Source organism: Catellatospora sp. NPDC049609, from assembly GCF_040675365.1.
Classification (GTDB): Bacteria; Actinomycetota; Actinomycetes; order Mycobacteriales; family Micromonosporaceae; genus Catellatospora.
On record NZ_JBFAOU010000049.1, the window covers coordinates 1 to 22,544 of the forward strand.

Sequence of the window (22,544 nt, forward strand, 5' to 3'; positions counted from 1 at the left end):
CCGACGGCGGGCAGCGCCACCGGCAGTTCGGCGGTGGCGCTGCCCCGGTCGGTTCGGCGCGCGGGACGGCGACAACGCGGGCCCCGGCCCGGTCAGCTCCGGAACGGGCCGGTGACCTCGTAGGTGATCCCGCCGGACGAGGAGCCCGAGGTGCCCCGCTGGGACGAGAAGTAGAAGCGGTTGCCCGCGGGGTTGAAGGCCGGGCCGGTGATCTCCGACGAGCCCTGGCCGGTGATGCGCAGGAACGGCGCGACGATGTCGTCGGGCGTGATGACGCAGATCTCCATGTTCCCGCCGTCCTCGGCGACGAACAGGTCGCCACTGGTGGCGCTGCCGGTGATGTTGTCGACGCCGGTCAGCGGCGGCGTGCCGCTCACCAGCGAGTCGTCGTACGCCAGCTCGATCAGCGCGGTGGCCGTGTTGTAGGCCCAGACCCGGTTGTCGCCCTTGGTGGTGAAGTAGACGATGCCGTTGTCGTACCAGCAGCCCTCGCCGCCGTTGAACCGCTTCACGCCGCTGACCTGGTTGCGGGTCGCGGTCGGCGAGCCGTCCGGGTCCGGCACGGTGGCCCAGGTCAGCGTCACCGAGGTGCCGGAGCCGCCCTTGGCCACCTGCAGCGTGCCGGTGGCCAGGTTGCCCCAGGTGTTCGGGATGAACCGGTAGAAGCAGCCGTCGGACTGGTCCTCGGTCAGGTAGATGATGCGGTTGACCGGGTCGCAGGCCGCCGCCTCGTGCTTGAACCGCCCCATCGCCGGCCGCGCCACGGCCGCGTTCACTCCCCACGGGTCGGTCTCCCAGACCCGGCCGGTGTTCGTCTCCTCGCACGACAGCCAGGTCTGCCAGGGGGTGTGCCCGCCCGCGCAGTTCGTCGAGGTCCCGGACAGGATCCGGTACGCCCCGGTCACCGTCCCGCCCGAGTTGAACCGCACCGCCGAGGCGCCGCCCGCGGACACCTCGGAGTTGGAGACGTAGATCCAGCCGGAGCCGTCGGCGAAGCAGGCGCCGCCGTCGGGCGCGCTGTGCCAGGTGTACGACGTGCCGGGCACGGTCTGGCTCGACCGCGCGATCACCCGGCTGGTGAACCCGGACGGCAGCATGATCCCGTTCGCGTCGGCGGCCTGCAGCGCGCCGTAGGGCCCGGGGCCCGGCTGCGCGGGCGCGGCGAACGCCTCCTTCCACAGCGCGCCCGAGAAGGCGGCCGCCGCGCCGCCCACGATCCCGGCCCGCAAAACGTTGCGTCGTTCCACGAAGACCTCCACGTTCGTCGATGCCTTTCGGTCATCGAGCACGCTAGAAGCCCCAGGCGTCACCCAACCCGTGATCAGGTGAACCCTTCATGTCTCCACGGTAGCCACTACCGCGGGCCGCGCCGCCGGCCCGACCGGCGGCGGCCGGAAGCCGCGAAGATCGCTGTTTCGTGTCGAAAAGTGCGGTCTCACCGCAAGTTCTGACACGAAACAGCGATCTCCGCCGTGCCACCGCGGACCGGGCACGGTAGAGATCGCTGTTTCTGGTCAAGAAGTGGAGCCAGACTGCACTTTCCGACCGGCGACAGCGGTCATGCTCCCGAGCCCCCGGCACCGGGCCCCGGCCTCGGCCCCGGGCTCCGGCTCCGGGCCCCGGCAGCCCGAGCGCCGGCCTCGCCCCGACCAGACCGGCCCCGGCACCGGTCGGCGGGCCGGTCGGGGCGAGGGTCAGGCCTCCTTGAGGCCGTAGCGGCGGTAGACGAGGCGGAGCGGGCCAGGGGCCCACCAGTTCCAGCGGCCCAGCAGGCGCATGGTGGCGGGCACCAGCACCGCCCGCACCAGCGCCGCGTCGATCGCGACCGCGACGACCATCCCGATGCCGAGCACCTTGATGGTGGTCGCGCCGCCGGTGGCGAACCCGCCGAGCACCACGATGAGCAGCAGCGCCGCCGCGGTGATGATGCCGCCCGTCCGCTGCAGCCCGGACGCGACGGCCTGGGTGTTGTCCCCGGTGGCGTCCCACTCCTCGCGCACCCGGGACAGCAGGAACACCTCGTAGTCGGTGGCGAGCCCGAACAGCACCGCCAGCATCAGCACCATGTTGCCCGGCTCCAGGAACCCGGTGACGGTGAAGCCGAGCCACTCGGACAGGTGCCCGTCCTGGAAGATCCAGACGACCACCCCGAACGACGCCCCGATCGAGATCACGTTCATGGCGATCGCCTTCAGCGGCAGCACCACCGAGCCGAAGGCCAGGAACAGCAGCAGGAACGTGCTGAGCGCGACCATGCCGAGCATCCACGGCAGCCGCCCGCCGAGGGAGTCGAGCTGGTCGAGGTCGGCCGCGGTCCGGCCGCCGACCATGACCCGTGCGCCGGCGGGCGCGGGCAGCTCGCGGATCCGCGCGACGGTGTCGCGGGCACTGGCGTCGGCGGGCTCGCCCGGGTACGACGCCGAGATCAGCGTGGCCTCGCCGCGCTGGGCGGTGATCGCCGCGCCGCTGACGCCCTCGACGCCCTGGACCCGCGCCAGCATGGTGTCCGCACCGGGGCCGACGACCAGGACGCTGATCGGGGCGGCGCTGCCGCCGGGGAACTCCGCGGCGATGCGCTCGGTGACGGTGCGCGACTCGGTCCCGGAGGGCAGCACGCGCTCGTCGAACCCGCCGAACTTCGCCCCGAGGAACGGCGTCGCGGTGAGCGCCAGGAACGCGGCGACGGCCAGCGCGTACACGACCGGGCGGCGCATGACGCTGCGCGCGATGCGGGCCCAGCCGCCCTCCCCCTCGGGCCGGGGCGAGAAGAACCTCGGCAGCGGTACGCGCAGCGCGTTGACCTTCGGCCCGAGCACCGCCAGCAGGGCGGGCAGGGCGGTGAGCGCGGCGAGCATGGCGACCAGCACGGCGGCCATGCCGCCCCAGGCCATGGACTTGAGGAAGTCCATCGGGAAGATCAGCAGGCTGGCCAGCGCGAGCGCCACGGTCAGCCCGGAGACCAGCACGGTGCGCCCGGCCGTGGCCAGCGTGTGCGCGACAGCCGCGCCGACCGCCGCGCGTTCGTCGGCGGGCTCGCCGCCCTCGGGCAGCCGCCGGGCGAGCTCCTCCCGGAACCGGCTCACCACGAACAGCGCGTAGTCGATGGCCATGCCCAGCCCGAGCATCGTGATGATGTTGACGGCGAACACCGACACGTCGGTGACCTGCGCGAGCAGGCGTACCGCGATGAACGCGCCGAGCACGGCCAGCACGCCGACGAACAGCGGCGTGGCGGCGGCGACCAGGCCGCGGAAGATGAAGACCAGCAGCACCAGCAGGATGGGCAGGCTGATCAGCTCCGCCTTGGTGATGTCGTCGCTGATCTGGGTATTGGCGTCGTCGAGGAACGGCATCAGCCCGCCGACCTCGGTCTGCAGCCCGCTCGCGGCCAGCTCGGGCCGCAGCGCGGCGAGGTCGGCGAGCTTGCTGTTCTCGTCCCCGTCGCGCAGCTGGATCGCCAGGTAGGTGGCGTGCCCGTCGGCGGAGGCGAACCGCGGCGGGACGCCGGGGGTGTACGCGCCGACGACGCTGACCACCTCGGGCCGGCCGGACACCTTCGCGGCGACCGCGGTGACCGCGTCCCGGAACGCGGGCTGGTCGTAGGTGAGGCTGTCGGAGGAGTACAGCGCCAGGATGTCGACGTCCTGCCGTCCGAGCTGGGCGGTGATCTCCCGGTGCGCCCGGCTGGACGGGCTGCCGGGGTCGTCGAACCCGCCGCTGATCAGGTCGTTGAACACGCCGCCGCCCCACGACGCCCCGATGACCAGCACCGCGGCCGCGATGCCGAGCACCAGCCAGCGCAGCCGGACCACGGCCCGCCCCCACCACGCGAACATCCGTTTCCCTTCCGGAACCGATATGCTGTTTACAGCACTTATTTAAGTGAACATCGCTTGTTGAAATAAACGCTGTTTAGTGAACGCCGTTTACTTTCGCTGACACGGTTCACCGCCGTCAAGGGAGCTCCATGTCGGACACCTCACACCGCGAGCGGGTGCGCGAGCGCACCGTGGCCGAGATCAAGGAGCTGGCACGCAGGCAGCTGGTGGCGGGCGGTCCGGCGAGCGTCTCGCTGCGCGCCATCGCCCGCGAGATGGGCATGACCGCCGCCGCCCTCTACCGGTACTTCCCGGCGCTGGACGCCCTGGTCATCGAGCTGTGCACGGATCTCTACGACGAGGTCCGGGCCGAGTGCGAGACCGCCCGCGACGCACTGGGACCCGCCGCCGACCCGGTGGACCGGCTGCTCGCCATGGCCCGCACGCTGCGCGGCTGGGCGCTGGCGCACCGGCCCGAGGCCACGCTGATCTTCGGGCCGCCGGTGCCAGGGGTGGAGCAGTTCCACGAGCAGTGCCTCGACCTGGAGCACGCGGGCGCCTGCTTCGGCGCGATCTTCGTGCAGCCGATGGTGGAGCTGTGGGAGGCCGGGCGGCTGCCCGACGCCAGCCACGTCGACCTGACCCGGCTCGCCGGGGCGCTGCCGTCGCAGGGCGAGCTGCCGATCGAGGTGACCGCGGTGTTCCTGACCTCCTGGACCAGGCTCTACGGGGTGCTGGCGGCGGAGCTGTTCGGCCAGCTGGCGTGGGCTGCCACGAACACCGAGCCGCTGTTCGAAGCGGAGCTCGCCTTCTTCGCGTCGCAGGTCAAGCCGGGCGGCGCCGCCGGTTGACTGATTGACCGCTCAGGACGGTAGGCTCGCCCGCTATGACGCCCGACACATCGGTTCCCCAGCTGCCCGACCGTGCCCGCGTGGTGGTCGTCGGCGGCGGCATCATCGGCACCTCCATCGCGTACCACCTGGCGCACATGGGCTGCACGGACGTGGTGCTGCTGGAGCGCGACCGGCTCACCTCGGGCACCACCTGGCACGCCGCGGGGCTGATGGTCACCTTCGGCTCGCTGTCGGAGACCTCGACCGAGCTGCGCAAGTACACCCGGGACCTGTACGCGCGGCTGGAGGCCGAGACGGGCCTGGCCACCGGCCTGAAGCAGGTCGGCTTCGTGCAGGTCGCCACGGACACCGACCGGCTGGAGGAGTACCGCCGCGTCGCCGCGTTCAACCGCCTGTGCGGCGTCGACGTGCACGAGGTCTCCCCCGCCGAGGTCAAGGGCCTGTTCCCGCTCGCGCACACCGACGACGTGCTCGCCGGCTTCTACGTCGCCGAGGACGGCCGGGCCAACCCCGTCGACGTCACCATGTCGCTGGCCAAGGGCGCCAGGATGCAGGGGGTACGCGTCATCGAGGGCGTCCCCGCCACCGGCTTCCTGCGGCAGGGCAACACGGTCACCGGCGTGCGCACGCCGTACGGCGACATCGAGGCCGAGTTCGTGGTCAACTGCGCGGGCATGTGGGCCCGCCAACTCGGTGAGAAGGCGGGCGTGAGCATCCCGCTGCAGGCCGCCGAGCACTATTACCTGATCACCGAGCCGATCGACGGCATGCACGGCGACCTGCCGGTGCTGGAGGACCCGTCCTCCTACGGCTACTTCCGCGAGGAGGGCGCCGGGCTCATGATCGGCCTGTTCGAGGCGCTGTGCGCGCCGTGGAAGGTCGACGGCATCCCCGACTCGTTCTCCTTCGGCGAGCTGCCCCCGGACTGGGACCGCATGGCGCCGTACCTGGAGAAGGCCATGTCCCGGATCCCGATCTCCACCGAGGTCGGCGTGCGCAAGTTCTTCTGCGGCCCGGAGAGCTTCACCCCGGACCTGGCCCCGATCGTCGGCGAGGCGCCCGAGCTGAGGAACTACTTCGTCGCGGCGGGCCTGAACTCGATCGGCATCCTGACCGGCGGCGGCATCGGCCGCGCCATGGCGCACTGGATCCTGAACGGCCGCCCCGACATCGACGTCACCGGCATGAACATCGACCGGCTGCACAGCTACCAGAGCAACCCCGCCTACCGCGCCACGCGCACGGTGGAGTCGCTGGGCATGGTCTACGCGCCGCACTATCCCGGCAAGTCGATGGAGACCGCGCGCGGGGCGAAGCTGTCCCCGCTGCACGAGCGGCTGGCCGCCCAGCGCGCCTACTTCAAGGACGTCAGCGGCTGGGAGAGCCCCGACTGGTACGCCCCCGAGGGGCAGCAGCCCAAGGTCGAGCGGCTGTCCTGGGGGCGGCAGAACTGGTTCGGCAACTGGGCCGACGAGCACCGGGCCGCCCGCGAGAACGTGATCCTCATGGACATGTCGTTCATGGCGAAGTTCCTGGTGCAGGGGCGTGACGCGGGCGAGGCGCTGGAGCGGCTGTCCGCCAACCGGGTGAACGGCGCGACCGGCATGATCACGTACACCCAGTGGCTGAACGAGGGCGGCACGCTGGAGGCCGACCTGACCGTCACCAAGCTGGCCGAGGACCGGTTCTGGGTGGTCGCCTCCGACACCGCGCACCGCCACGTCGAGACGCGGATGCGCCGCCACTTCGAGCAGACCGGCGCGCACGCCTTCGCCACCGACGTGACCGGGGCGTACGCCCAGATCAACATCCAGGGACCGCGCTCGCGCGAGCTGCTCGCCGCGGTGACGTCGGCCGACGTGTCCAACGAGGCGTTCGGCTTCCGGACCGCGCGGGAGATCGACCTCGGGTTCGCCCGCGCGCTGTGCATCCGGATCACCTACCTCGGCGAGCTGGGCTACGAGCTGTACGTCCCCGCCGAGCAGCCGGTGCATGCCTACGACCGGCTGGTCGAGGCCGGGCGGCCGCTCGGGCTGCGCCACGCGGGCCTCAAGGCGCTGTCCAGCCTGCGCATGGAGAAGGGCTACCGCGACTACGGCCACGACATCGACAACACGGACACGGTGCTGGAGGCCGGGCTCGGGTTCGCGGTCGCGCTGGACAAGCCCGGCGGCTTCATCGGCCGCGAGGCGGTGCTGGCGCGCAAGGCGGCCGGGCCGCTGCACCGGCGCCTGCTGCAGATCCTGGTCACCGACCCGGAGCCGCTGATGTTCCACGCCGAGGTGGTCCGCCGCGACGGCGTCCCCGTCGGTTACATCCGCGCCGCGTCGTACGGCCACACCCTCGGCGGCGCCGTCGGCCTCGCGATGATCGACGCCGGGGAGACCCCGCTCGACCAGGCGTGGATCGACGCGGGCACGTGGACGGTCGAGATCGCCGACCGCACCTACCCCGCCACGGCCTCCCTGCGCCCCCTCTACGACCCGAAGAACGACCGCATCCGCATGTAGCACGCCCCCGAGCCGCGCACCGCCCTGCCCCTCCGCACTCCCGGCCCCACCCGCGCGGCGGGCGGGGCGGCGGCTGGGCGGCGCGCCCCGTCTTTCATAGACGTTGGCCTATCTGGATGAGGAATTCGTGATCGAACTCATCCAGATAGGCCAACGTCGATCGCAAGGCGGCGCCCCCTCGACGCGCCTCGCGCGGGTGCCGGGCGGGGTCCGGGGGTCGGTGGACCCCGCCGGGCACGTCAGAGCCGGCTAGAACGCGCCGGTGTAGAGCAGCCGGTTCGGGGAGCCGCTGCCGGGCGAGCCGACCACACCCGTGGTCGCGTTGGCGATGAGCGCCGACTGCACCTGGGCCGGGGTCGCGCCCGGGTTGTTCTGCAGGTACAGCGCGACCGCCCCGGCCACGTGCGGGGTCGCCATCGAGGTGCCGCTGATGGTGTTCGTCGCGGTGTCGTTGGTGAACCACGACGAGGTGATGCTCACGCCCGGCGCGAAGATGTCCACGCAGGTGCCCCGGTTGGCCCAGGAGACCTTGGCGTCGTTGTTCTGCGTCGCCGAGACCGTGATCGCCTCGGGCACCCGGGCGGGCGAGTAGTTGCAGGCGTTGGCCGCGAAGATGCCGAGGATGCCGTTGCCGGCCGCGATGGCGTACGTGACGCCGTCGGCGATGGACGCCTTCACCGCGTTGTCCAGCACCGTGTCGGCACCGCCGCCGAGGCTCATGTTGGCGACCGCGGGCTCGCCCGGGTCGTGGTCGGCGGTGACCCAGTCGATGCCCGCGACGACCTGCTCGGTGGTGCCACTGCCCTCGGCGTCGAGCACCCGCACGCCGACCAGGGTCACGCCCTTGGCCACGCCGTACGTGGCGCCGCCGACGGTGCCCGCGACGTGGGTGCCGTGCCCGTTGGCGTCGTCGGCCGTGCCGCCGTCGATGGCGTCGAAGCCGGAGACGGCCCGCCCGCCGAACTCGCTGTGCGCGAACCGGATGCCGGTGTCGATGATGTACGCCCGCACCGACGAGGCGGTGTTGGAGTACGTGTAGGAGTTGCTCAGCGGCCGGTTGCGCTGGTCGATGCGGTCGATGCCCCAGGTGGCCGGCGACTGCGTGTCCGTGGCCCGGTGGATCATGTTGGGCTGCACGTACGCCACCGCGGGGTCGGCGGCGATGCGGCGGGCGGACAGGGCGCTGCCGGTGAACGAGAAGCCCTTCAGCCCGGCCCGGAACGTCTTGCGCAGCCCGGCCCCGTGCCGGATGGCGAGCGTCCTGGCCTCGGAGACGTCGGCTCCCGGCTTCAGCACGACGAGGTAACTGTCGGCCACCACCTCACCGCTGACGACGAGCACGGGGGCCTCGGGGGGCGCCGCGGCGGCCACGGCGGGCAGCGCGGTGGCGCCGGCCAGCACCGCCGCGACGCCCAGCACGAGTGTGCGGGCACGGTTCATGGTGGGTCCCTCCCCTGTCAGGCCGGCGGCCCGTCGCTCGTGGCTCGTCACAGGGCGCACCGGAACTGTTTTGGAGGAACGTACCCATGGGATATGAATATTTGAAGACTTCTCTTTTATGCCGTCTTCCTATTCACTGGGAAGGTTGGAAACCCTCCCGCGGCCCGGCGACGACGCGCCGAAGCCACCCCCCGCACCCCCGCACACCTGGTTTGACCTGCACAGATGCCAACCAGCGGGACCGTCGGCGGGTGACGGCCGCACGTGATCGGAACAGCGCGAAGGCGACCGCCGGACAGCCGGCGATCGCCTTCTGTAGCCGCGTCAGGCGGCCGGAGCCTGTGCCGGGGTCCCGGCGGGCTCGGACCGGATCTCGTGGCCGACGCTGGTCAGGCAGCGGCCGGTCTCCAGGTTCCACTTCCAGCCGTGCAGCTGGCAGGTGAGCTGGTTGCCCTCCACGATGCCGAAGCGGGTCAGGTCGGCCTTCAGGTGCGGGCAGCGGCGCTGGAACGAGAAGCCGCCCATGGTGATGTCCTCGGCGTCGGGGCGCTGCGACTCGTACCACCCCTCGGCGTACTGCAGGCGCTCCTCGGACAGGCACTTGAAGAACGCGTACACGAACTCGTTGTACTGCCCGATGCGCGCGGCGGAGAACCGGCAGGACAGGAACAGCGAGTTGACCCAGTCGCCCTCGTCGATGAAAAGCAGGTGCTCGATCAGGCGGCGCTCGGTCCGGAACCGGTAGCGGACCTTCTCGTCGGCCGCGATCCGGACCTCCTTGCCCGGGAAGTCCACCAGGATCGACTCGATCACCTCGCCCGCGGGGTCGGTCAGGTCGAACCGCACCGGGCCGCCCACGCCCTGCGCCAGCCGCACGGACTCGTCGAGCAGCGGCTCGATCCGGGCCTTCATGCCGGCCAGCACGTCGATCTCCGGGTGCGACCAGGAGGCCTTCTCCCGCTCGATGACCACCCGCTGGCGCTCCTGGTACGCCTTGAGGTGCTCCTCCTTGCGCGCGAAGAACTCGTCCAGGTCGGCCACCGGGTGCGTGGTGTCGCACGCGTCGGCGGTCACCGTGGAGACCGAGCCGGGCAGCAGCACCACGCCGTTGGCGCCGCCGACCTTGGCGTACTCCTTCATGAACTCCGACTGGTCGGGGAAGATGTTGCCCTCGTCGCCGAAGATGTCGTTGAACTGCCACAGCTCGTCGTCGAGGAAGCACGGCGGGCCCGCGATCGGGAAGACCCAGCTCGCGTGCAGGTCGTCGATGTAGCGCCAGGTGCGGTCGAACTGCCGGTCGCGCTTCTGCTTGCCGAACGCGGTCTTGGCCGACTGCGGCAGCTCGTAGACCATCGGATACCAGATCGCCCCGGAGAACTGCAGCATGTGCGCGTGCACGTGACCCAGCTCGGCGAAGCGGGTGAGGTCGGTGGGGCGGGCGTCGTTCTGGTTGAGCACCCGGACGCCGTCGTGCTCGACCCACAGCGACGAGTCGCCGATCGGGCCGTCGGTCGGCGAGATCAGCGCCTGGATCATGACCTTCAGGCCGCCGTCGAGCTCGTGCACCTCGTCCGACACGGTCTTGAAGAACCGGGTGAAGCCCAGGTCGCGCAGCTCGTCCTCCAGCTGCGAGGTCGGGTACTCCGGCAGCAGGACGGTCGCCTTCTTCGAGACGTACCGCTTCAGGTGGGCCGCGTCGAAGTGGTCGCGGTGCAGGTGCGAGACGTAGAGGTAGTCGACGTCGCCCAGGGTGTCCCAGTCGAGCTGCGAGTTGTCCGGGAAAGGGAACCACGAGGCGAAGTACGCCGGGTTCACCCACGGGTCGCACAGGATGGAACCCGCCGCCGTGTCGATCCGCATGCTGGCGTGTCCCGTACCGGTGATCCGCACTGCCCGTTTCCCTTCTCGCCGCTGTCCGCCGACGTATGACGCTACCTGAGGCCGCAGGTGGGCCGGCCCACCGCCACCGTGGTCCGCCGCTGGACCCGGCGCGCCGCGGCATGCCGGACTCCCCAGGAGTCCTCGATCACGCCATGCCAGACTGTATTGCCACCACCGCGACGCCGCACCGTCGCCGGGGCCCCGCACGTCGAGAGAGAAGGACCAGATCGTGGCCGCAGAAGAGCCGGTAACCTCGCCCGACCAGCACACTCCCACGCCGGTGAAGGCCGCCCGGGTGGCCGGGGTCGTGGTGATCATCAGCCTGCTGCTGATGCTGTTCGGCAACCACGAGGGCAACGTCGAGACCATCTGGCTGCTCGGCACCGCCGGCGTGCTCGCCGCCATCATGATCATTGACGCGGTGCTGCGCCGCAACGGCCTGCGCGACTGACCGCGTGAAACGGCCCCGGTCGCGCCCTGCTGGGCGCGACCGGGGCCGTTTCACGTCGTCGTCGAGTGGGGAGATCGCCGTTTCCGGTCATGAACCGCGATCGGACGGCAGCTCATGACCGCTGAAGGCGATCTCCGGTCGGCTAGCGGCGCGCCACGATGTCCCGGACCTCGCGCAGCGCCTGCTCCACCTCGGCCTCGTAGTAGCCGCCGGGGACCAGGTTGAGCCGGCCCGGGTCGAGCTCGCCCTCGTTGACCGCGCCGCCGGTGCGCCCGGCCAGCGTGCTGAGCACGGTCTCGAAGAGCCGGTCCACCTGCTGCGGGTCATAACCGCTGCCGAAGCGGCGCAGCTGGAAGGTGCGGCGCAGCTGGTCCACCCGGGCCAGCTCGCCCGTGTACGCCGGACCGGCCGGCATGGGCGGCGCCGACGGGGGCGGCGAGGCGAACCCGCCACCGCCGTACGACGACACGGCCGGCGCCGGGGGCACCGCGCTGAACGTGTTGGTGGCGTCGGCGTCGTACCCGCCGCGCGGCGGCGTGTCGCGGTAGACCGGCTGCTGCGCGGTCACCGAGCCGAAACCGCTGCTCGGCCCGTACGGGTCGACGCGCGGCGGCTCCGGGCCGCGGGGCGGCTCGTTGCGCGGCGGCTGCGGCTGCATCCGGATCTCGCTGGTCATGTCGGCGCGGCCGTGGCTGCCGCCGAAGCCGTCGAAGCTGCCGGGCGGGCCGGGCGGCACGGCGGGAGCGCCCTGCCCGGCGTACGACGGCTGCTGCTCCTCGAAGCGGGGCTGCTCGTAGCGCGGCAGCGCACCGGTCGGCGCGCTGGCGGCCGGGGTGCGCGTGGGCAGCGGCGGGGGCGGCGGGCCCATCCGGTCGGGCATCGGCGCGGGAGCGGGCGGCGGCGCGGCCGGGCTCATCCCCGGACGCAGGTCGGGGCCGCCCATGCCGGCGCGCAGCTCGGGGCCGCCCATGCTGGCGCGCAGCTCGGCGCCGCGGCCCGGCGCGGCCGGGCGCTCCTCCAGCTCGGCGAGCTGACGCTCGACCCGGTCGAGGTGCAGGTCGACCTGCCACTCGTCGTAGCCGCCGAAGCGCACCCGGAACACGACGTCGCGGACCTCCTGCGACCGGACGTCGGGCCCGACCGGGCTGCCGTTGAGCGTGGCCTCCACCCGGTCCAGGAACGTGTCGACCTCATCGACCTTGTAACCCCGGCGCATCGCGCGCCGGCGGAACCGCTGCCCGTGCGAGCTCACGCCGACACCTCACTCAGCTTGACCATGCCGCTCATGCCGTCTCCTCGCTGCGCTCGTCGACGGCATGAGTCGACACTGCCCATGATTCGCTCGCTTTGCTCGCTCATGCCTCAACCTCGCTCGCAGCCAACTGTCCACATGCGCCGTCAATCTCCCGGCCCCGGGTGTCACGCACCGTAGTGGCCACACCGGCCGCGCGCAACCTCCGGACGAACTCCCGCTCCACCGGCTTGGGACTCGCGTCCCACTTGCTACCCGGTGTCGGGTTGAGCGGGATGAGATTGACATGTGCCAGCCGCCCCGATAGCAGGCGACCCAGCAGGTCGGCCCGCCACGGCTGATCGTTCACATCCTTGATCATGGCGTACTCGATGCTGACCCGGCGGCCGGTGCGGGCGGCGTACGCCCACGCGGCGTCGAGCACTTCGGCCACCTTCCACCGCTGATTAACCGGCACGAGTTCGTCGCGAAGGTCATCATCGGGCGCGTGCAGCGAGAGCGCAAGGGTCACCGAGAGGTCTTCGTCGGCCAGTTTGCGCATGGCGGGGACCAGACCCACGGTCGACACCGTGACGTGCCGCTGCGACAGCCCCAGGCCCTCCGGCGCCGGGCTGGTCAGCCTGCGCACCGCGTCGATGACCCGGTTGTAGTTGGCCAGCGGCTCGCCCATGCCCATGAAGACCACGTGGCTCAGCCGGCGCGGCTGCCCGCCCATCACCCCGGACGCGGCGATCCCGGCCAGGTAGACCACCTGGTCGACGATCTCCGCGGTGGACAGGTTGCGGGTCAGGCCCGCCTGGCCGGTGGCGCAGAACGGGCACGCCATGCCGCACCCGGCCTGGCTGGAGATGCAGACGGTGACCCGGTCGGCGTAGCCCATCAGCACGCTCTCGACGAGGGAGCCGTCGTGCAGCCGCCACAGCGCCTTGCGCGTGTCGCCGCCGTCGCAGGCCAGCTCGCGCACCGGGGTCAGCAGCTTGGGCAGCAGCGTCCCGGTCAGGCGCTCCCGCGCGGCGGCCGGGATGTCCGTCATCCCGGCCGGGTCGCGCTCCAGGCGCCCGAAGTAGTGCGTCGACAGCTGGCCGGCGCGGAACGCCTGCTCGCCGAGGTCGGCCACGGCGCGGCGCCGCCCCGCCAGGTCGAGGTCGGCCAGGTGGCGCGGCGGCATGGATGCCCGGCGCGCAGTCGCACCGTCACCATCTGTAACGGAAATCAAGGGAAGGCTCGTCATGACCGATCCAGTGTCCCACGTCAGTTCACCGACGACACACCCCCGAGGGTGCCAACAGTGCTGCTCGCGAAGGTGATGGGCGTGCGCGGCGCCGTGCGCTGTGTCTCAACTCACGACGTCGGCGCCAGCACGGAAAGCAACAGGTACGCCGTCGGCACGGCGAACACGATGGAGTCGAGCCGGTCCATGATCCCGCCGTGGCCCGGCAGGATGTTGCTCATGTCCTTGATGCCGAGGTCGCGCTTGAGCAGCGACTCGGCCAGGTCGCCGAGCACCGCCGCGACCGCGATGACCACGCCGAACACCGCGCCCTTCCAGGGGGCGGCGTCCAGCAGCGCCCACAGCAGCGCCGCGCTGCCCACCCCGGCCGCCAGCACCGAGCCGGCGAAGCCCTCCCAGGACTTCTTCGGGCTGATCGTCGGCGCCATCGGGTGCTTGCCGAACAGCACGCCGGCCACGAACCCGCCGGTGTCGGAGAGCACCACCGCGGCGAGCGTCACCACGATCCGCCACTGCCCGTCCTCGGGCGTGGTCAGCGGGGCGGCGAAGCCCAGCAGGAACGGGACGTACACCATGATCAGCGCGGCGGCGCCGATGTCGCGCTGGTAGCCGGCCGGGCCGTCGCCCATCCGCCACACCATGGTGGCCAGCACGGTGATCAGCAGGCCGATGCTGAGCGCGTCCACGCCCGAGTACCAGGCCAGGCCCATCATGGCCACGGCGCCGCCCAGCAGCGGCACCAGCGGCGGCCGGGCGCCGGAGGTGCGCAGCGCGCGGGTCATCTCCCACACGCCCAGCCCCGCCGCGGCGACCAGGATCAGCACGAAGAACTGCTTGGCGAAGAACAGCGGCGTCAGGACGACCGCGAGCAGGCCGACGCCGACGGCGATGGACAGCGGCACGTTGCGCCCGGCCCGGCCGTAGTCCTTCTTCGGCTCGGCCGCGGGCTGGTCGGGCTCGGAGCCGTGGTGGGGCTCGGGGTCCCGGCCGGCGTGCGGCGCGGGCGCGTCCTCGCGGCGGCGGCGGCCGCGGGGCGGGTCGACGGGAGCGTCGGAGGGGTCGGCATACGCGTCGGGCGCGGCATCGTGGGGGTGCCGCGCCCGAGAGGCGCCGGACCGGCGGGGGTCCGTGTCGTATGGCTCGCTCATCAGACCTCGAGCAGCTCGGCTTCCTTGTGCTTGATGAGCTCGTCGATGTGCGTGACGTACTTGCCGGTGAGGTCGTCGAGCTCCTTCTCCGCCCGGCGCCCGTCGTCCTCGCCCGCCTCGCCGTCCTTGACGATGCGGTCGAGCTCCTCCTTGGCCTTACGGCGCACGTTGCGGATGGCGACCTTCGCGTCCTCGCCCTTGGCGCGCGCGATCTTGGTCATGTCGCGGCGGCGCTCCTCGGTCATCGGCGGGACGAGGATGCGCAGCTGGTTGCCCTCGTTGCCGGGGTTGACCCCCAGGTCCGAGTCGCGGATGGCCCGCTCCATCGCGCCGATCTGCGACGCGTCGTACGGCTTGATGATCACCATGCGCGGCTCGGGCACGCCGATCGACGCCATCTGCGGCAGCGGCGTGGGCGTGCCGTAGTAGTCGATCACGATCTTGGAGAACATCGCCGCGTTGGCACGGCCGGTGCGGATCGCCGCGAACTCCTCCTTCGCGTGCTCGACCGCCCGGTCCATCTTCTCCTCGGCCTCGAGGAGCGTGTCGTCGATCACGGGCCTCTCCGTCTCTGATCGTGTGTCCGGGCGGCCCGGCGGTCGCGGCGGGCCTGGTGGGCCCTGCTCCGCGCCGCGCCGGGACGCCGGTCACTGATTGCGGCTGTGCTCTGTCTTCGATCATCCGCCCAACGGCGGCGTGATGGGTGTATCACGTCCGAGCCCGCGTCGACGTGTCCGCCTGCGCGTACCCGTGAACGCGCGGAAACCCGTCCGCTACGCGGCCATAGGGTACCGCCCGTCACACCGGTCACTGCGCGAGCCCGGCCCCGAAGGTCAGGAGGCGGTGATCAGAGTCCCGATCTTGTCACCGCTGACGGCGCGCACGATGGTGTCGTCGCCCTCGGCGCCGAAGACCAGCATCGGCAGGCCGTTGTCGGCGCACAGGCTGAACGCGGCGGCGTCGGCCACCCGGATGCCCTGGCGCAGCACCTCGCCGAAGGTGATCTTGTCGATCTTGACCGCGTCGGGGTTCGTGCGCGGATCGGCGGTGTAGACCGCGTCCACCCCGTTCTTGCTCATCAGCACGACGTCCGCGTGGATCTCCAGCGCCCGCTGGGCGGACACGGTGTCGGTGGTGAAGTACGGCATGCCGGCGCCGCCGCCGAAGATCACGACGCGGCCCTTCTCCAGGTGCCGGATCGCCCGCAGCGGGATGTACTGCTCGGCGACCTGGGCCATCGTGATCGCGGTCTGCACCCGCGTCTCGATGCCCTCCTTCTCCAGGAAGTCCTGCAGCGCCAGGCAGTTCATGACGGTGCCCAGCATGCCCATGTAGTCCGCGCGCGCCCGGTCCATGCCGCGCTTCTGCAGCTCCGCGCCGCGGAAGAAATTGCCCCCGCCGACGACCACCGCGACCTGCACGCCACGGCGCACCACGGTGGCGATCTGGCGGGCGATCCCGGCCACGACGTCCGGATCGACCCCGACCTCGCCACCGCCGAAGACCTCGCCGGAAAGCTTCAGAACCACCCGGTTGAACTGGTGTCCGGACATCAGCACCCTCTCGTCTGACCTGCGACCGCGCAGGCGGTATGGAAAAGGGAGGCCGTGGCTGCCACCGACGACCTCCCTTCTTACTGCTTTGCGCCCGGCGCGGGTCAGGCCTGGCCGACCTCGAACCGCGCGAAGCGCGTGACCTCGATGCCGGCCTCGGCCAGCACCTGCTTGACGGTCTTCTTCTGGTCGCTGACGGACGGCTGCTCGATCAGGACGAAGTCCTTGAAGAACGAGTTCACCCGGCCCTCGACGATCTTCGGCAGGGCCGCCTCGGGCTTGCCCTCCTCGCGAGCGGTCTGCTCGGCGATGCGGCGCTCCGACTCGACGATCTCGGCCGGCACCTCGTCACGGGTCACGTACTTCGGCCGCATCGCCGCGATCTGCATCGCGATCGAGCGGGCGTCGTCCGCGCCGGCCTCGTCGGTCTTGCCGGTGTACGCCACCGCGACACCCACCTGCGGGGGCAGGTCGGCGCTCTTGCGGTGCATGTACACCGCGACGTCGCCGTCCAGCACGGCGAAGCGGCCGATGACCAGCTTCTCACCGATCTTGGCGGACTGCTCCTGGATCAGGTCGGCGACGGTGCCGTCGCCGATCTTCGAGGCCAGCAGCGCCTCGACGTCGGCCGGCTTGGTGGTGGCGACGTGGGCGACCAGCTGGTTGGCCAGCGCGATGAAGGCGTCGTTCTTGGCGACGAAGTCGGTCTCGCAGTTCAGCTCGAGCAGCGCGCTGCCGGAGTGCGCGACCAGACCGTTGGCGGTGGTGCGGCCGGCACGCTTGCCGACGTCCTTCGCGCCCTTGACGCGCAGGATCTCCACAGCCTTGTCGAAGTCGCCCTCGGCCTCCTCGAGCGCCTTCTTGCAGTCCATCATGCCGGAGCCGGTCAGCTCACGGAGCCGCTTGACGTCTGCAGCGGTAAAAGTGGACATCAGTTCCCTCTTTGGTAGAAGACTTCGCAAGTCGTACCACACGGTGCGGGCTCGTCACCCGCACCGTGTGACAGCGGGTCACTCAGCGGCGGCGGCGGGCTGCTCGGCGGCCGGCTTGTCACCGGTCAGCAGCTCCTGCTCCCACTCGGCCAGCGGCTCGTCGGCCGCGACGGTGCCGGGCTCCGGCTTCACGTCGCCGCCACGGGCGGCCTTGCCGGAGCGGGCGATCAGGCCGTCGGCCACCGCGGTCGCGATGACCTTGGTCAGCAGCTCGGCCGAGCGGATCGCGTCGTCGTTGCCCGGGATCGGGAAGTCGACCTCGTCCGGGTCGCAGTTGGTGTCCAGGATCGCGATCACCGGGATGCCCAGCTTGCGGGCCTCGTCGACGGCGATGTGCTCCTTCTTGGTGTCCACGATCCAGACCGCGGCCGGGAGCTTCTGCATGTCCCGCAGACCACCGAGGGTCTTGGTGAGCTTGGTCTTCTCCCGCGACAGCTGCAGGGTCTCCTTCTTGGTGTACCCCGCGGCGGTGCCGGTCAGGTCGATCGACTCCAGCTCCTTCATGCGCTGCAGCCGCTTGTACACCGTCTGGAAGTTGGTGAGCATGCCGCCCAGCCAGCGGTGGTTGACGTAGGGCATGCCCACGCGCGCGGCCTGCTCGGCCACGGCCTCCTGGGCCTGCTTCTTGGTGCCCACGAAGAGCACCGTGCCGCCCTCGGCCACGGTGTTGCGGACGAAGCTGTACGCCTTCTCGATGTAGTCGAGCGTCTGGCGCAGGTCGATGATGTAGATGCCGTTGCGCTCGGTGAAGATGAAGCGCTTCATCTTCGGGTTCCAACGACGGGTCTGGTGCCCGAAGTGAACGCCGCTTTCCAGCAGCTGGCGCATGCTGACAACAGCCATGTCAGGCCAATCTTCTCGGCACGGTCGCAGACCGTGCGTTCCCTGGTTGAACCGGCGGCCGGCGGCCGCCGCCTGGCGCCCGGTCGTCGGCCATGGTGGAACCCCGTGCGAACGGGGACCAGGGAGGCCGCCGCCCAGCCTGTCGAAGGCGGGAGGGCGCGCGAAGTCGACCACGAGGTGTGGTCGCGATAGTCAAGTGTACGCGGTGGTCCGGGCCGCTCTCGCCCGGGACACCGCATGCGGGATCCGGAGCCCGCAGGACCAGGCGCCCGGTGTCCAGCCGGGGCGCACCGCAGGCCGGACGACCGGCCAGGACCGCGCTGCGGGCTCCGCGTCACACGGATCAGGAGCCCGCCGCAGCGGCCTATCCGGCGGCGCTGCCCGCCGCGAGCAGCAGGCCCAGGCCCACCAGCAGGTAGACCAGGGGCGTGCGCAGCCACACCCGCGGGCCCTGGAACTGCACCGCCGTCGCCGCACCGGTGGTCACCGCGTACAGCCCGATGGCCAGGAACGGCAGGCCGAGCATGGCCAGCAGCGGGGCCAGCGCGGGGCCGGGCGGGCCGTCGAACGCGCCCGCCAGCAGCGACTTGAGCATCATCAGCTCGCCGAGACCCGCCACCACGCCGAACAGCGCCAGCAGCGCCGGCCGCTTGCTGCGGTAGAGCCCGTCGGACTCGGTCACCGAGCGGCGCACCGCGGCCGCGTCCACGGTCGAGGTCGGCTGCTGGATCGGGTCGGGCGCGCCCGTGATCATCGGCGGGCCGTACTGGGCGGGCGGCGACATCGGCGGGCCCGACGGCGCCGGCGGCGACATCGGCGGCGGCATGTCGCCCGGCCGCGGGCCGCGCGGGCCGAAGCCCGGGTCGACCGGCGGCAGCGGCTCCCCCGAGCGGGCGCCCCGCGGCGCGAAGTCGGGATCCACCGGCGGCATCGGCTGCCCCGACCGCTGCCCGCGCGGGGCGAAGTCCGGGTCCGCCGGCGGGGCGTAGCGGTCGCGGCCGCGGTCCCAGTCGTCGCCGCGGTCCCACTCCCGGTCGTCGGCGCGGCCGCCCGAGTTCAGCTCGGCCAGCGACGCGTAGCGGCCGTCGCCGGCCGAGCGGGGCGCCGGGACGCGGGAGTCCCCGTCGAAGTCGTACGAGTACTGGTCGGGTGCGCGTCGATCGTCGCGGCCGCCGCGCTGCTCGCGGAAGGAGCTCCAGTCGGCGAAATCGTCATGTCCGTCCACGGGCGCCCACCGTAGAGGAGTTTTCACGTCGGCGCCAACAAGCCGTCCCAATAACAGATCAACTGCATGATCAGGCGCATATCCCCAAGCGCCGCTCCGTCCACAGCCGACGGCCGCGCCGGGTGGCCCGTGACCGGTCCTCGCCCGCATCCTCGGCGGCCATGACGAAGGTGACACAGGCCGTCGGCGCCTGGGGAGAACGCCTGGCCGCCGCGCATCTGGTGGCGGCAGGCATGGTGCTGCTCGACCGGAACTGGCGCGGCCCGGCCGGGGAGATCGACATCATCGCCCGCGACGGCGACGCGGTGGTCTTCTGCGAGGTGAAGACCCGGCGCAGTGCGACGTACGGCACACCCGCCGAGGCGGTGGCGCGGGCCAAGGTGCGGCGGCTGCGCCAGCTCGCCGCGCACTGGCTGGCCGTCACCGGCGTACGCCCCTCGGAGGTGCGCTTCGACGTCGTCGCCGTGTACGCCCGCCACGGCGGCGAACCTGTCGTCGACCACATCCGCGGCGCCTTCTGATGCGCGGGCGCAACGGCCCGCCCGATCGGGTGCGGGAGCAGCGCGGCGTGGCGGGCGGAGCGGGTCGCGTCCGGGCATGCGGGCGGGACGGGGGGCTGCGGTGAGCTACGCGAAGGTGCTGTGCGCGGCGCTGGAAGGGGCCACCGGGCAACTGGTGCGGGTCGAGGCCGACCTCGCCCTCGGCCTGCCCGGCGTGGTGGTGACCGGCCTGCCCGACACCGCGCTCAACGAGGCCCGCGAGCGCGTCCGCGCGGCGATCACCAACTCCGGCGAGACCTGGCCCCAGCGGCGCATCACCGTCAACCTGGATCCGGCCGATCTACGCAAGCGGGGTTCGGGTTTCGATCTTTCGGTGGCGCTCGCCATTCTCGGCGGCTCGGGGACCCTGCCGCTCGTCGCGCTCGACGGCGTGCTGGTGCTCGGCGAGCTGGGCCTGGACGGTTCGGTCCGGCCGGTGCGCGGGGTGCTGCCGATGGTGGCCGCGGCCGCCCGGCAGGGGGTCACCCGGGCCATCGTGCCGCTCGGCAACGCCGCCGAGGCCGCGCTCGTGCCCGGCATGCAGGTCCGCGCCGCGGACACGCTGAACCGGGTCACCGGCTTCGTACGCGGCCGGTGCGCGCTGCTGGACCCGCCGGACGTGCCGCCGCCCGCCACCGCAGCCGAACCGGACCTGGCCGACGTGGCCGGGCAGGAGCTGGGCCGGCTGGGCGTGGAGGTGGCCGCCGCGGGCGGGCACCACCTGGCGCTGTTCGGCCCGCCCGGCGCGGGCAAGACGATGCTGGCGCAGCGGCTGCCGTCGCTGCTGCCGCGCCTCGACGACGAGGCGGCACTGGAGGTGACCGCGCTGCACTCGATCGCCGGCGTGCTCGCCCCCGGGGCGCCGCTGATCCGGCGGCCGCCGTTCCAGGCACCGCACCACACCGCCTCGGTCGCGTCCCTGGTCGGCGGCGGCAGCGGCCTGGCCCGCCCCGGCGCGCTGTCGCTGGCCCACCGGGGCGTGCTGATGCTGGACGAGGCCCCGGAGTTCAGCAGGCAGGCCCTGGACACGCTGCGCCAGCCGCTGGAGGACGGTGTCGTCACGCTCGGCCGCACCCGCGGCATCGTGGCGTACCCGGCCCAGGTGCAGCTCGTGCTGGCGGCCAACCCCTGCCCGTGCGCCCGGCCGGTCGGCGACGCCGCATGCGCCTGCAGTCCCCACTCGCGGCGGCGCTACATCGGCCGCATCTCCGGGCCGCTGCTCGACCGGATCGACATCCAGCTCCAGCTGCCGCCGGTGAAGGCGGCGCACCTGTTCACCGACCTCACCACGCGCGAGGCGTCCGGGACGGTCGCGCAGCGGGTCGCCGCCGCCCGCGCCACGGCCGCCGCGCGCTGGACCGGCCTGGGCGTGCGCTGCAACGGCGAGGTGCCCGGCACGGTGCTGCGGCAGCGGCGCTGGCGGCTGCCGGACGAGGTCACCGCCGAGCTGCGCCACCGGCTGGACGTCGGCACGCTGTCCGCCCGCGGCCACGACCGTGTGCTGCGGGTGGCCTGGACCCTGAGCGACCTGGCCGGACTGGACCGGCCGGGCGCGGCCGAACTCAACATCGCCCTCCAACTCCGCACGGGAGCACTCACATGAACATCCCCGACGACCTCGCCGGCGGTGCCGACGACCGGCAGGTCCGCGACGCCCGCATCGTGCTCGGCTGCCTCGTCGAGCCGGGCAGCGCCGCGCTGCACCGGCTCGTCACCGCGTACGGGCCGGTGGAGGCGCTGGACCGGCTCACGTCCGGGCTGGAGTCCGGCCCGCTCGCCGAGGCCGCCGCGCTGCGGCTGCAGGGCCGGTCCGCGGCCGAGCTGGCGGAGCGGCTGTGGGAGCGCGCCGCACGGCTGGGCGTACGCGTCATCACGCCGGAGTCCGCCGAGTGGCCCGGCCACCTGGCCGACCTGCGGCACATCAGCCGGGAGGGCCCGTCCACGATCGACCGCGACACGTTCCCGCCGCAGAGCGTGTGGCTGCGGGGCCCGCACCTGCTCGCCGAGGCCGTCGCGCGCTCGGTGTCCCTGGTCGGCGCCCGCGCCAACACGGTGTACGGCGCGCACGCCGCGGCGGAGCTGGGCTACGGGCTGGCCGGTCGGGGCTGGACGGTGATCTCCGGTGGCGCGTACGGCATCGACGCGGTGGCCCACCGGGCCGCGCTCGCCGCGGGCGGGCTGACCGTGGCCGTGCTGGCCTGCGGCGTGGACCGGCCGTACCCGCTGACCAACAGCGCCCTGTTCGAGCAGATCGCCGAGGAGGGGCTGCTGATCAGCGAGTGGCCGCCGGGCACGGCGCCGTTCAAGCTGCGCTTCCTGGTCCGCAACCGGGTCATCGCGGCGCTGTCGCGCGGCACGGTGCTGGTCGAGGCGGGGGCGCGCAGCGGCGCGCGGCAGACTCTGCGCCGGGCGCGCGAGCTGGGCCGGGCCGCGATGGCGGTGCCCGGCCCGATCACGTCCGAGGTCTCCGTCGGCTGCCACGAGGAGCTGCGCCGCGAGCCGCACGAGCCGGTGCGCCTGGTCGCCTCGGTGGAGCACGTGCTGGAGGAGGTCGGCGGGGTCGGCGACCTGGCGCCGGTGCCGCGCGGGGCGCAGCGGCCGCTGGACGGGCTCGACCCCGTCGAGCAGCAACTGGTCGACGCGGTGCCGCGGCGGGGCTCCGCGCACGCCACGCAGATCGCCGTGGACGCCGGGGTGTCCCTGCGCGACGCGCTGGCGAAGCTGCCCTCCCTGGCCCTACGCGGCCACCTGCGCGAACAGTCCGGTTCCTACAGCCGCCCCCGCCGGTAACGGGTGAAGATCGCGGT

18 protein-coding genes are annotated in these 22,544 nt (G+C 72.3%); 6 read left to right on the forward strand and 12 right to left on the reverse strand.

Annotated features, from left to right (window positions below; translation table 11 throughout):
* Positions 1 to 92 precede the first annotated feature (92 nt).
* Positions 93 to 1,247: an alkaline phosphatase PhoX gene (locus tag AB0J67_RS16200; protein WP_363482488.1), complete on the reverse strand. Its 1,155-nt coding sequence runs from the start codon at positions 1,245 to 1,247 to the stop codon at positions 93 to 95.
* A gap of 447 nt (positions 1,248 to 1,694) precedes the next feature.
* A complete protein-coding gene (locus tag AB0J67_RS16205; RefSeq protein WP_363482491.1) occupies positions 1,695 to 3,836 on the reverse strand; it encodes an MMPL family transporter in 2,142 nt (713 codons plus the stop codon).
* A 131-nt stretch (positions 3,837 to 3,967) separates the two neighbouring features.
* On the opposite strand from AB0J67_RS16205, the gene AB0J67_RS16210 reads away from it, so the two are divergent.
* Together AB0J67_RS16210 and AB0J67_RS16215 are read left to right on the forward strand one after the other, a co-directional pair.
* The gene (locus AB0J67_RS16210) at positions 3,968 to 4,669 is read left to right on the forward strand and encodes a TetR/AcrR family transcriptional regulator (protein WP_363482494.1); all 702 of its coding nucleotides are present in this window, start codon (positions 3,968 to 3,970) and stop codon (positions 4,667 to 4,669) included.
* A gap of 35 nt (positions 4,670 to 4,704) precedes the next feature.
* Complete coding sequence (locus AB0J67_RS16215) at positions 4,705 to 7,182, forward strand: FAD-dependent oxidoreductase (RefSeq protein WP_363482496.1); 2,478 nt, start codon at positions 4,705 to 4,707, stop codon at positions 7,180 to 7,182.
* A gap of 249 nt (positions 7,183 to 7,431) precedes the next feature.
* Here the strand turns inward: AB0J67_RS16215 and AB0J67_RS16220 are convergent, their stop codons facing one another.
* Both AB0J67_RS16220 and AB0J67_RS16225 read right to left on the reverse strand, forming a co-directional pair.
* Positions 7,432 to 8,622 (reverse strand): S8 family peptidase, encoded by a 1,191-nt coding sequence (locus AB0J67_RS16220; RefSeq protein ID WP_363482499.1) that lies wholly within the window; start codon positions 8,620 to 8,622, stop codon positions 7,432 to 7,434.
* Between the two features lie 324 nt (positions 8,623 to 8,946).
* A complete protein-coding gene (locus AB0J67_RS16225) occupies positions 8,947 to 10,506 on the reverse strand; it encodes a Rieske 2Fe-2S domain-containing protein (RefSeq protein ID WP_363482598.1) in 1,560 nt (519 codons plus the stop codon).
* Positions 10,507 to 10,732: 226 nt separating this feature from the next.
* Between AB0J67_RS16225 and AB0J67_RS16230 the strand changes: the two genes are divergently transcribed.
* Positions 10,733 to 10,954: a DUF2631 domain-containing protein gene (locus AB0J67_RS16230; protein ID WP_363482502.1), complete on the forward strand. Its 222-nt coding sequence runs from the start codon at positions 10,733 to 10,735 to the stop codon at positions 10,952 to 10,954.
* Between the two features lie 142 nt (positions 10,955 to 11,096).
* On the opposite strand, the gene AB0J67_RS16235 is transcribed toward AB0J67_RS16230, so the two are convergent.
* From AB0J67_RS16235 to AB0J67_RS16270, 8 genes are all read right to left on the reverse strand, one after another.
* On the reverse strand, positions 11,097 to 12,206 hold the full coding sequence (locus tag AB0J67_RS16235) for a DivIVA domain-containing protein (RefSeq protein ID WP_363482504.1): 1,110 nt from the start codon (positions 12,204 to 12,206) through the stop codon (positions 11,097 to 11,099).
* A 103-nt stretch (positions 12,207 to 12,309) separates the two neighbouring features.
* Positions 12,310 to 13,437 (reverse strand): 23S rRNA (adenine(2503)-C(2))-methyltransferase RlmN, encoded by a 1,128-nt coding sequence (gene rlmN / locus AB0J67_RS16240; RefSeq protein ID WP_363482507.1) that lies wholly within the window; start codon positions 13,435 to 13,437, stop codon positions 12,310 to 12,312.
* 110 nt (positions 13,438 to 13,547) lie between these two features.
* A complete protein-coding gene (locus AB0J67_RS16245) occupies positions 13,548 to 14,585 on the reverse strand; it encodes a phosphatidate cytidylyltransferase (protein ID WP_363482511.1) in 1,038 nt (345 codons plus the stop codon).
* A complete protein-coding gene (gene frr / locus AB0J67_RS16250; protein WP_363482514.1) occupies positions 14,585 to 15,142 on the reverse strand; it encodes a ribosome recycling factor in 558 nt (185 codons plus the stop codon). The genes AB0J67_RS16245 and frr overlap by 1 nt, the downstream gene beginning before the upstream one ends.
* A 276-nt stretch (positions 15,143 to 15,418) precedes the next feature.
* Positions 15,419 to 16,138 (reverse strand): UMP kinase, encoded by a 720-nt coding sequence (gene pyrH, locus AB0J67_RS16255; RefSeq protein WP_363482517.1) that lies wholly within the window; start codon positions 16,136 to 16,138, stop codon positions 15,419 to 15,421.
* 104 nt (positions 16,139 to 16,242) lie between these two features.
* Positions 16,243 to 17,070 (reverse strand): translation elongation factor Ts, encoded by an 828-nt coding sequence (gene tsf, locus AB0J67_RS16260; protein WP_363482520.1) that lies wholly within the window; start codon positions 17,068 to 17,070, stop codon positions 16,243 to 16,245.
* A 78-nt stretch (positions 17,071 to 17,148) separates the two neighbouring features.
* On the reverse strand, positions 17,149 to 17,973 hold the full coding sequence (gene rpsB / locus AB0J67_RS16265) for a 30S ribosomal protein S2 (RefSeq protein WP_363482523.1): 825 nt from the start codon (positions 17,971 to 17,973) through the stop codon (positions 17,149 to 17,151).
* 364 nt (positions 17,974 to 18,337) lie between these two features.
* Positions 18,338 to 19,198, reverse strand: coding sequence for a hypothetical protein (locus tag AB0J67_RS16270; protein WP_363482526.1), 861 nt, complete (start codon positions 19,196 to 19,198; stop codon positions 18,338 to 18,340).
* Between the two features lie 161 nt (positions 19,199 to 19,359).
* Here AB0J67_RS16270 and AB0J67_RS16275 point away from each other — a divergent pair, with 161 nt between their 5' ends.
* The 3 genes from AB0J67_RS16275 to dprA all read left to right on the forward strand — a co-directional run bounded on the left by AB0J67_RS16275 (position 19,360) and on the right by dprA (position 22,527).
* The gene (locus AB0J67_RS16275; RefSeq protein ID WP_363482529.1) at positions 19,360 to 19,719 is read left to right on the forward strand and encodes a YraN family protein; all 360 of its coding nucleotides are present in this window, start codon (positions 19,360 to 19,362) and stop codon (positions 19,717 to 19,719) included.
* A 100-nt stretch (positions 19,720 to 19,819) separates the two neighbouring features.
* The gene (locus AB0J67_RS16280) at positions 19,820 to 21,340 is read left to right on the forward strand and encodes a YifB family Mg chelatase-like AAA ATPase (RefSeq protein ID WP_363482532.1); all 1,521 of its coding nucleotides are present in this window, start codon (positions 19,820 to 19,822) and stop codon (positions 21,338 to 21,340) included.
* Complete coding sequence (gene dprA / locus AB0J67_RS16285) at positions 21,337 to 22,527, forward strand: DNA-processing protein DprA (protein ID WP_363482535.1); 1,191 nt, start codon at positions 21,337 to 21,339, stop codon at positions 22,525 to 22,527. Before AB0J67_RS16280 ends, dprA begins: the two co-directional genes overlap by 4 nt.
* Positions 22,528 to 22,544: the final 17 nt, after the last annotated feature.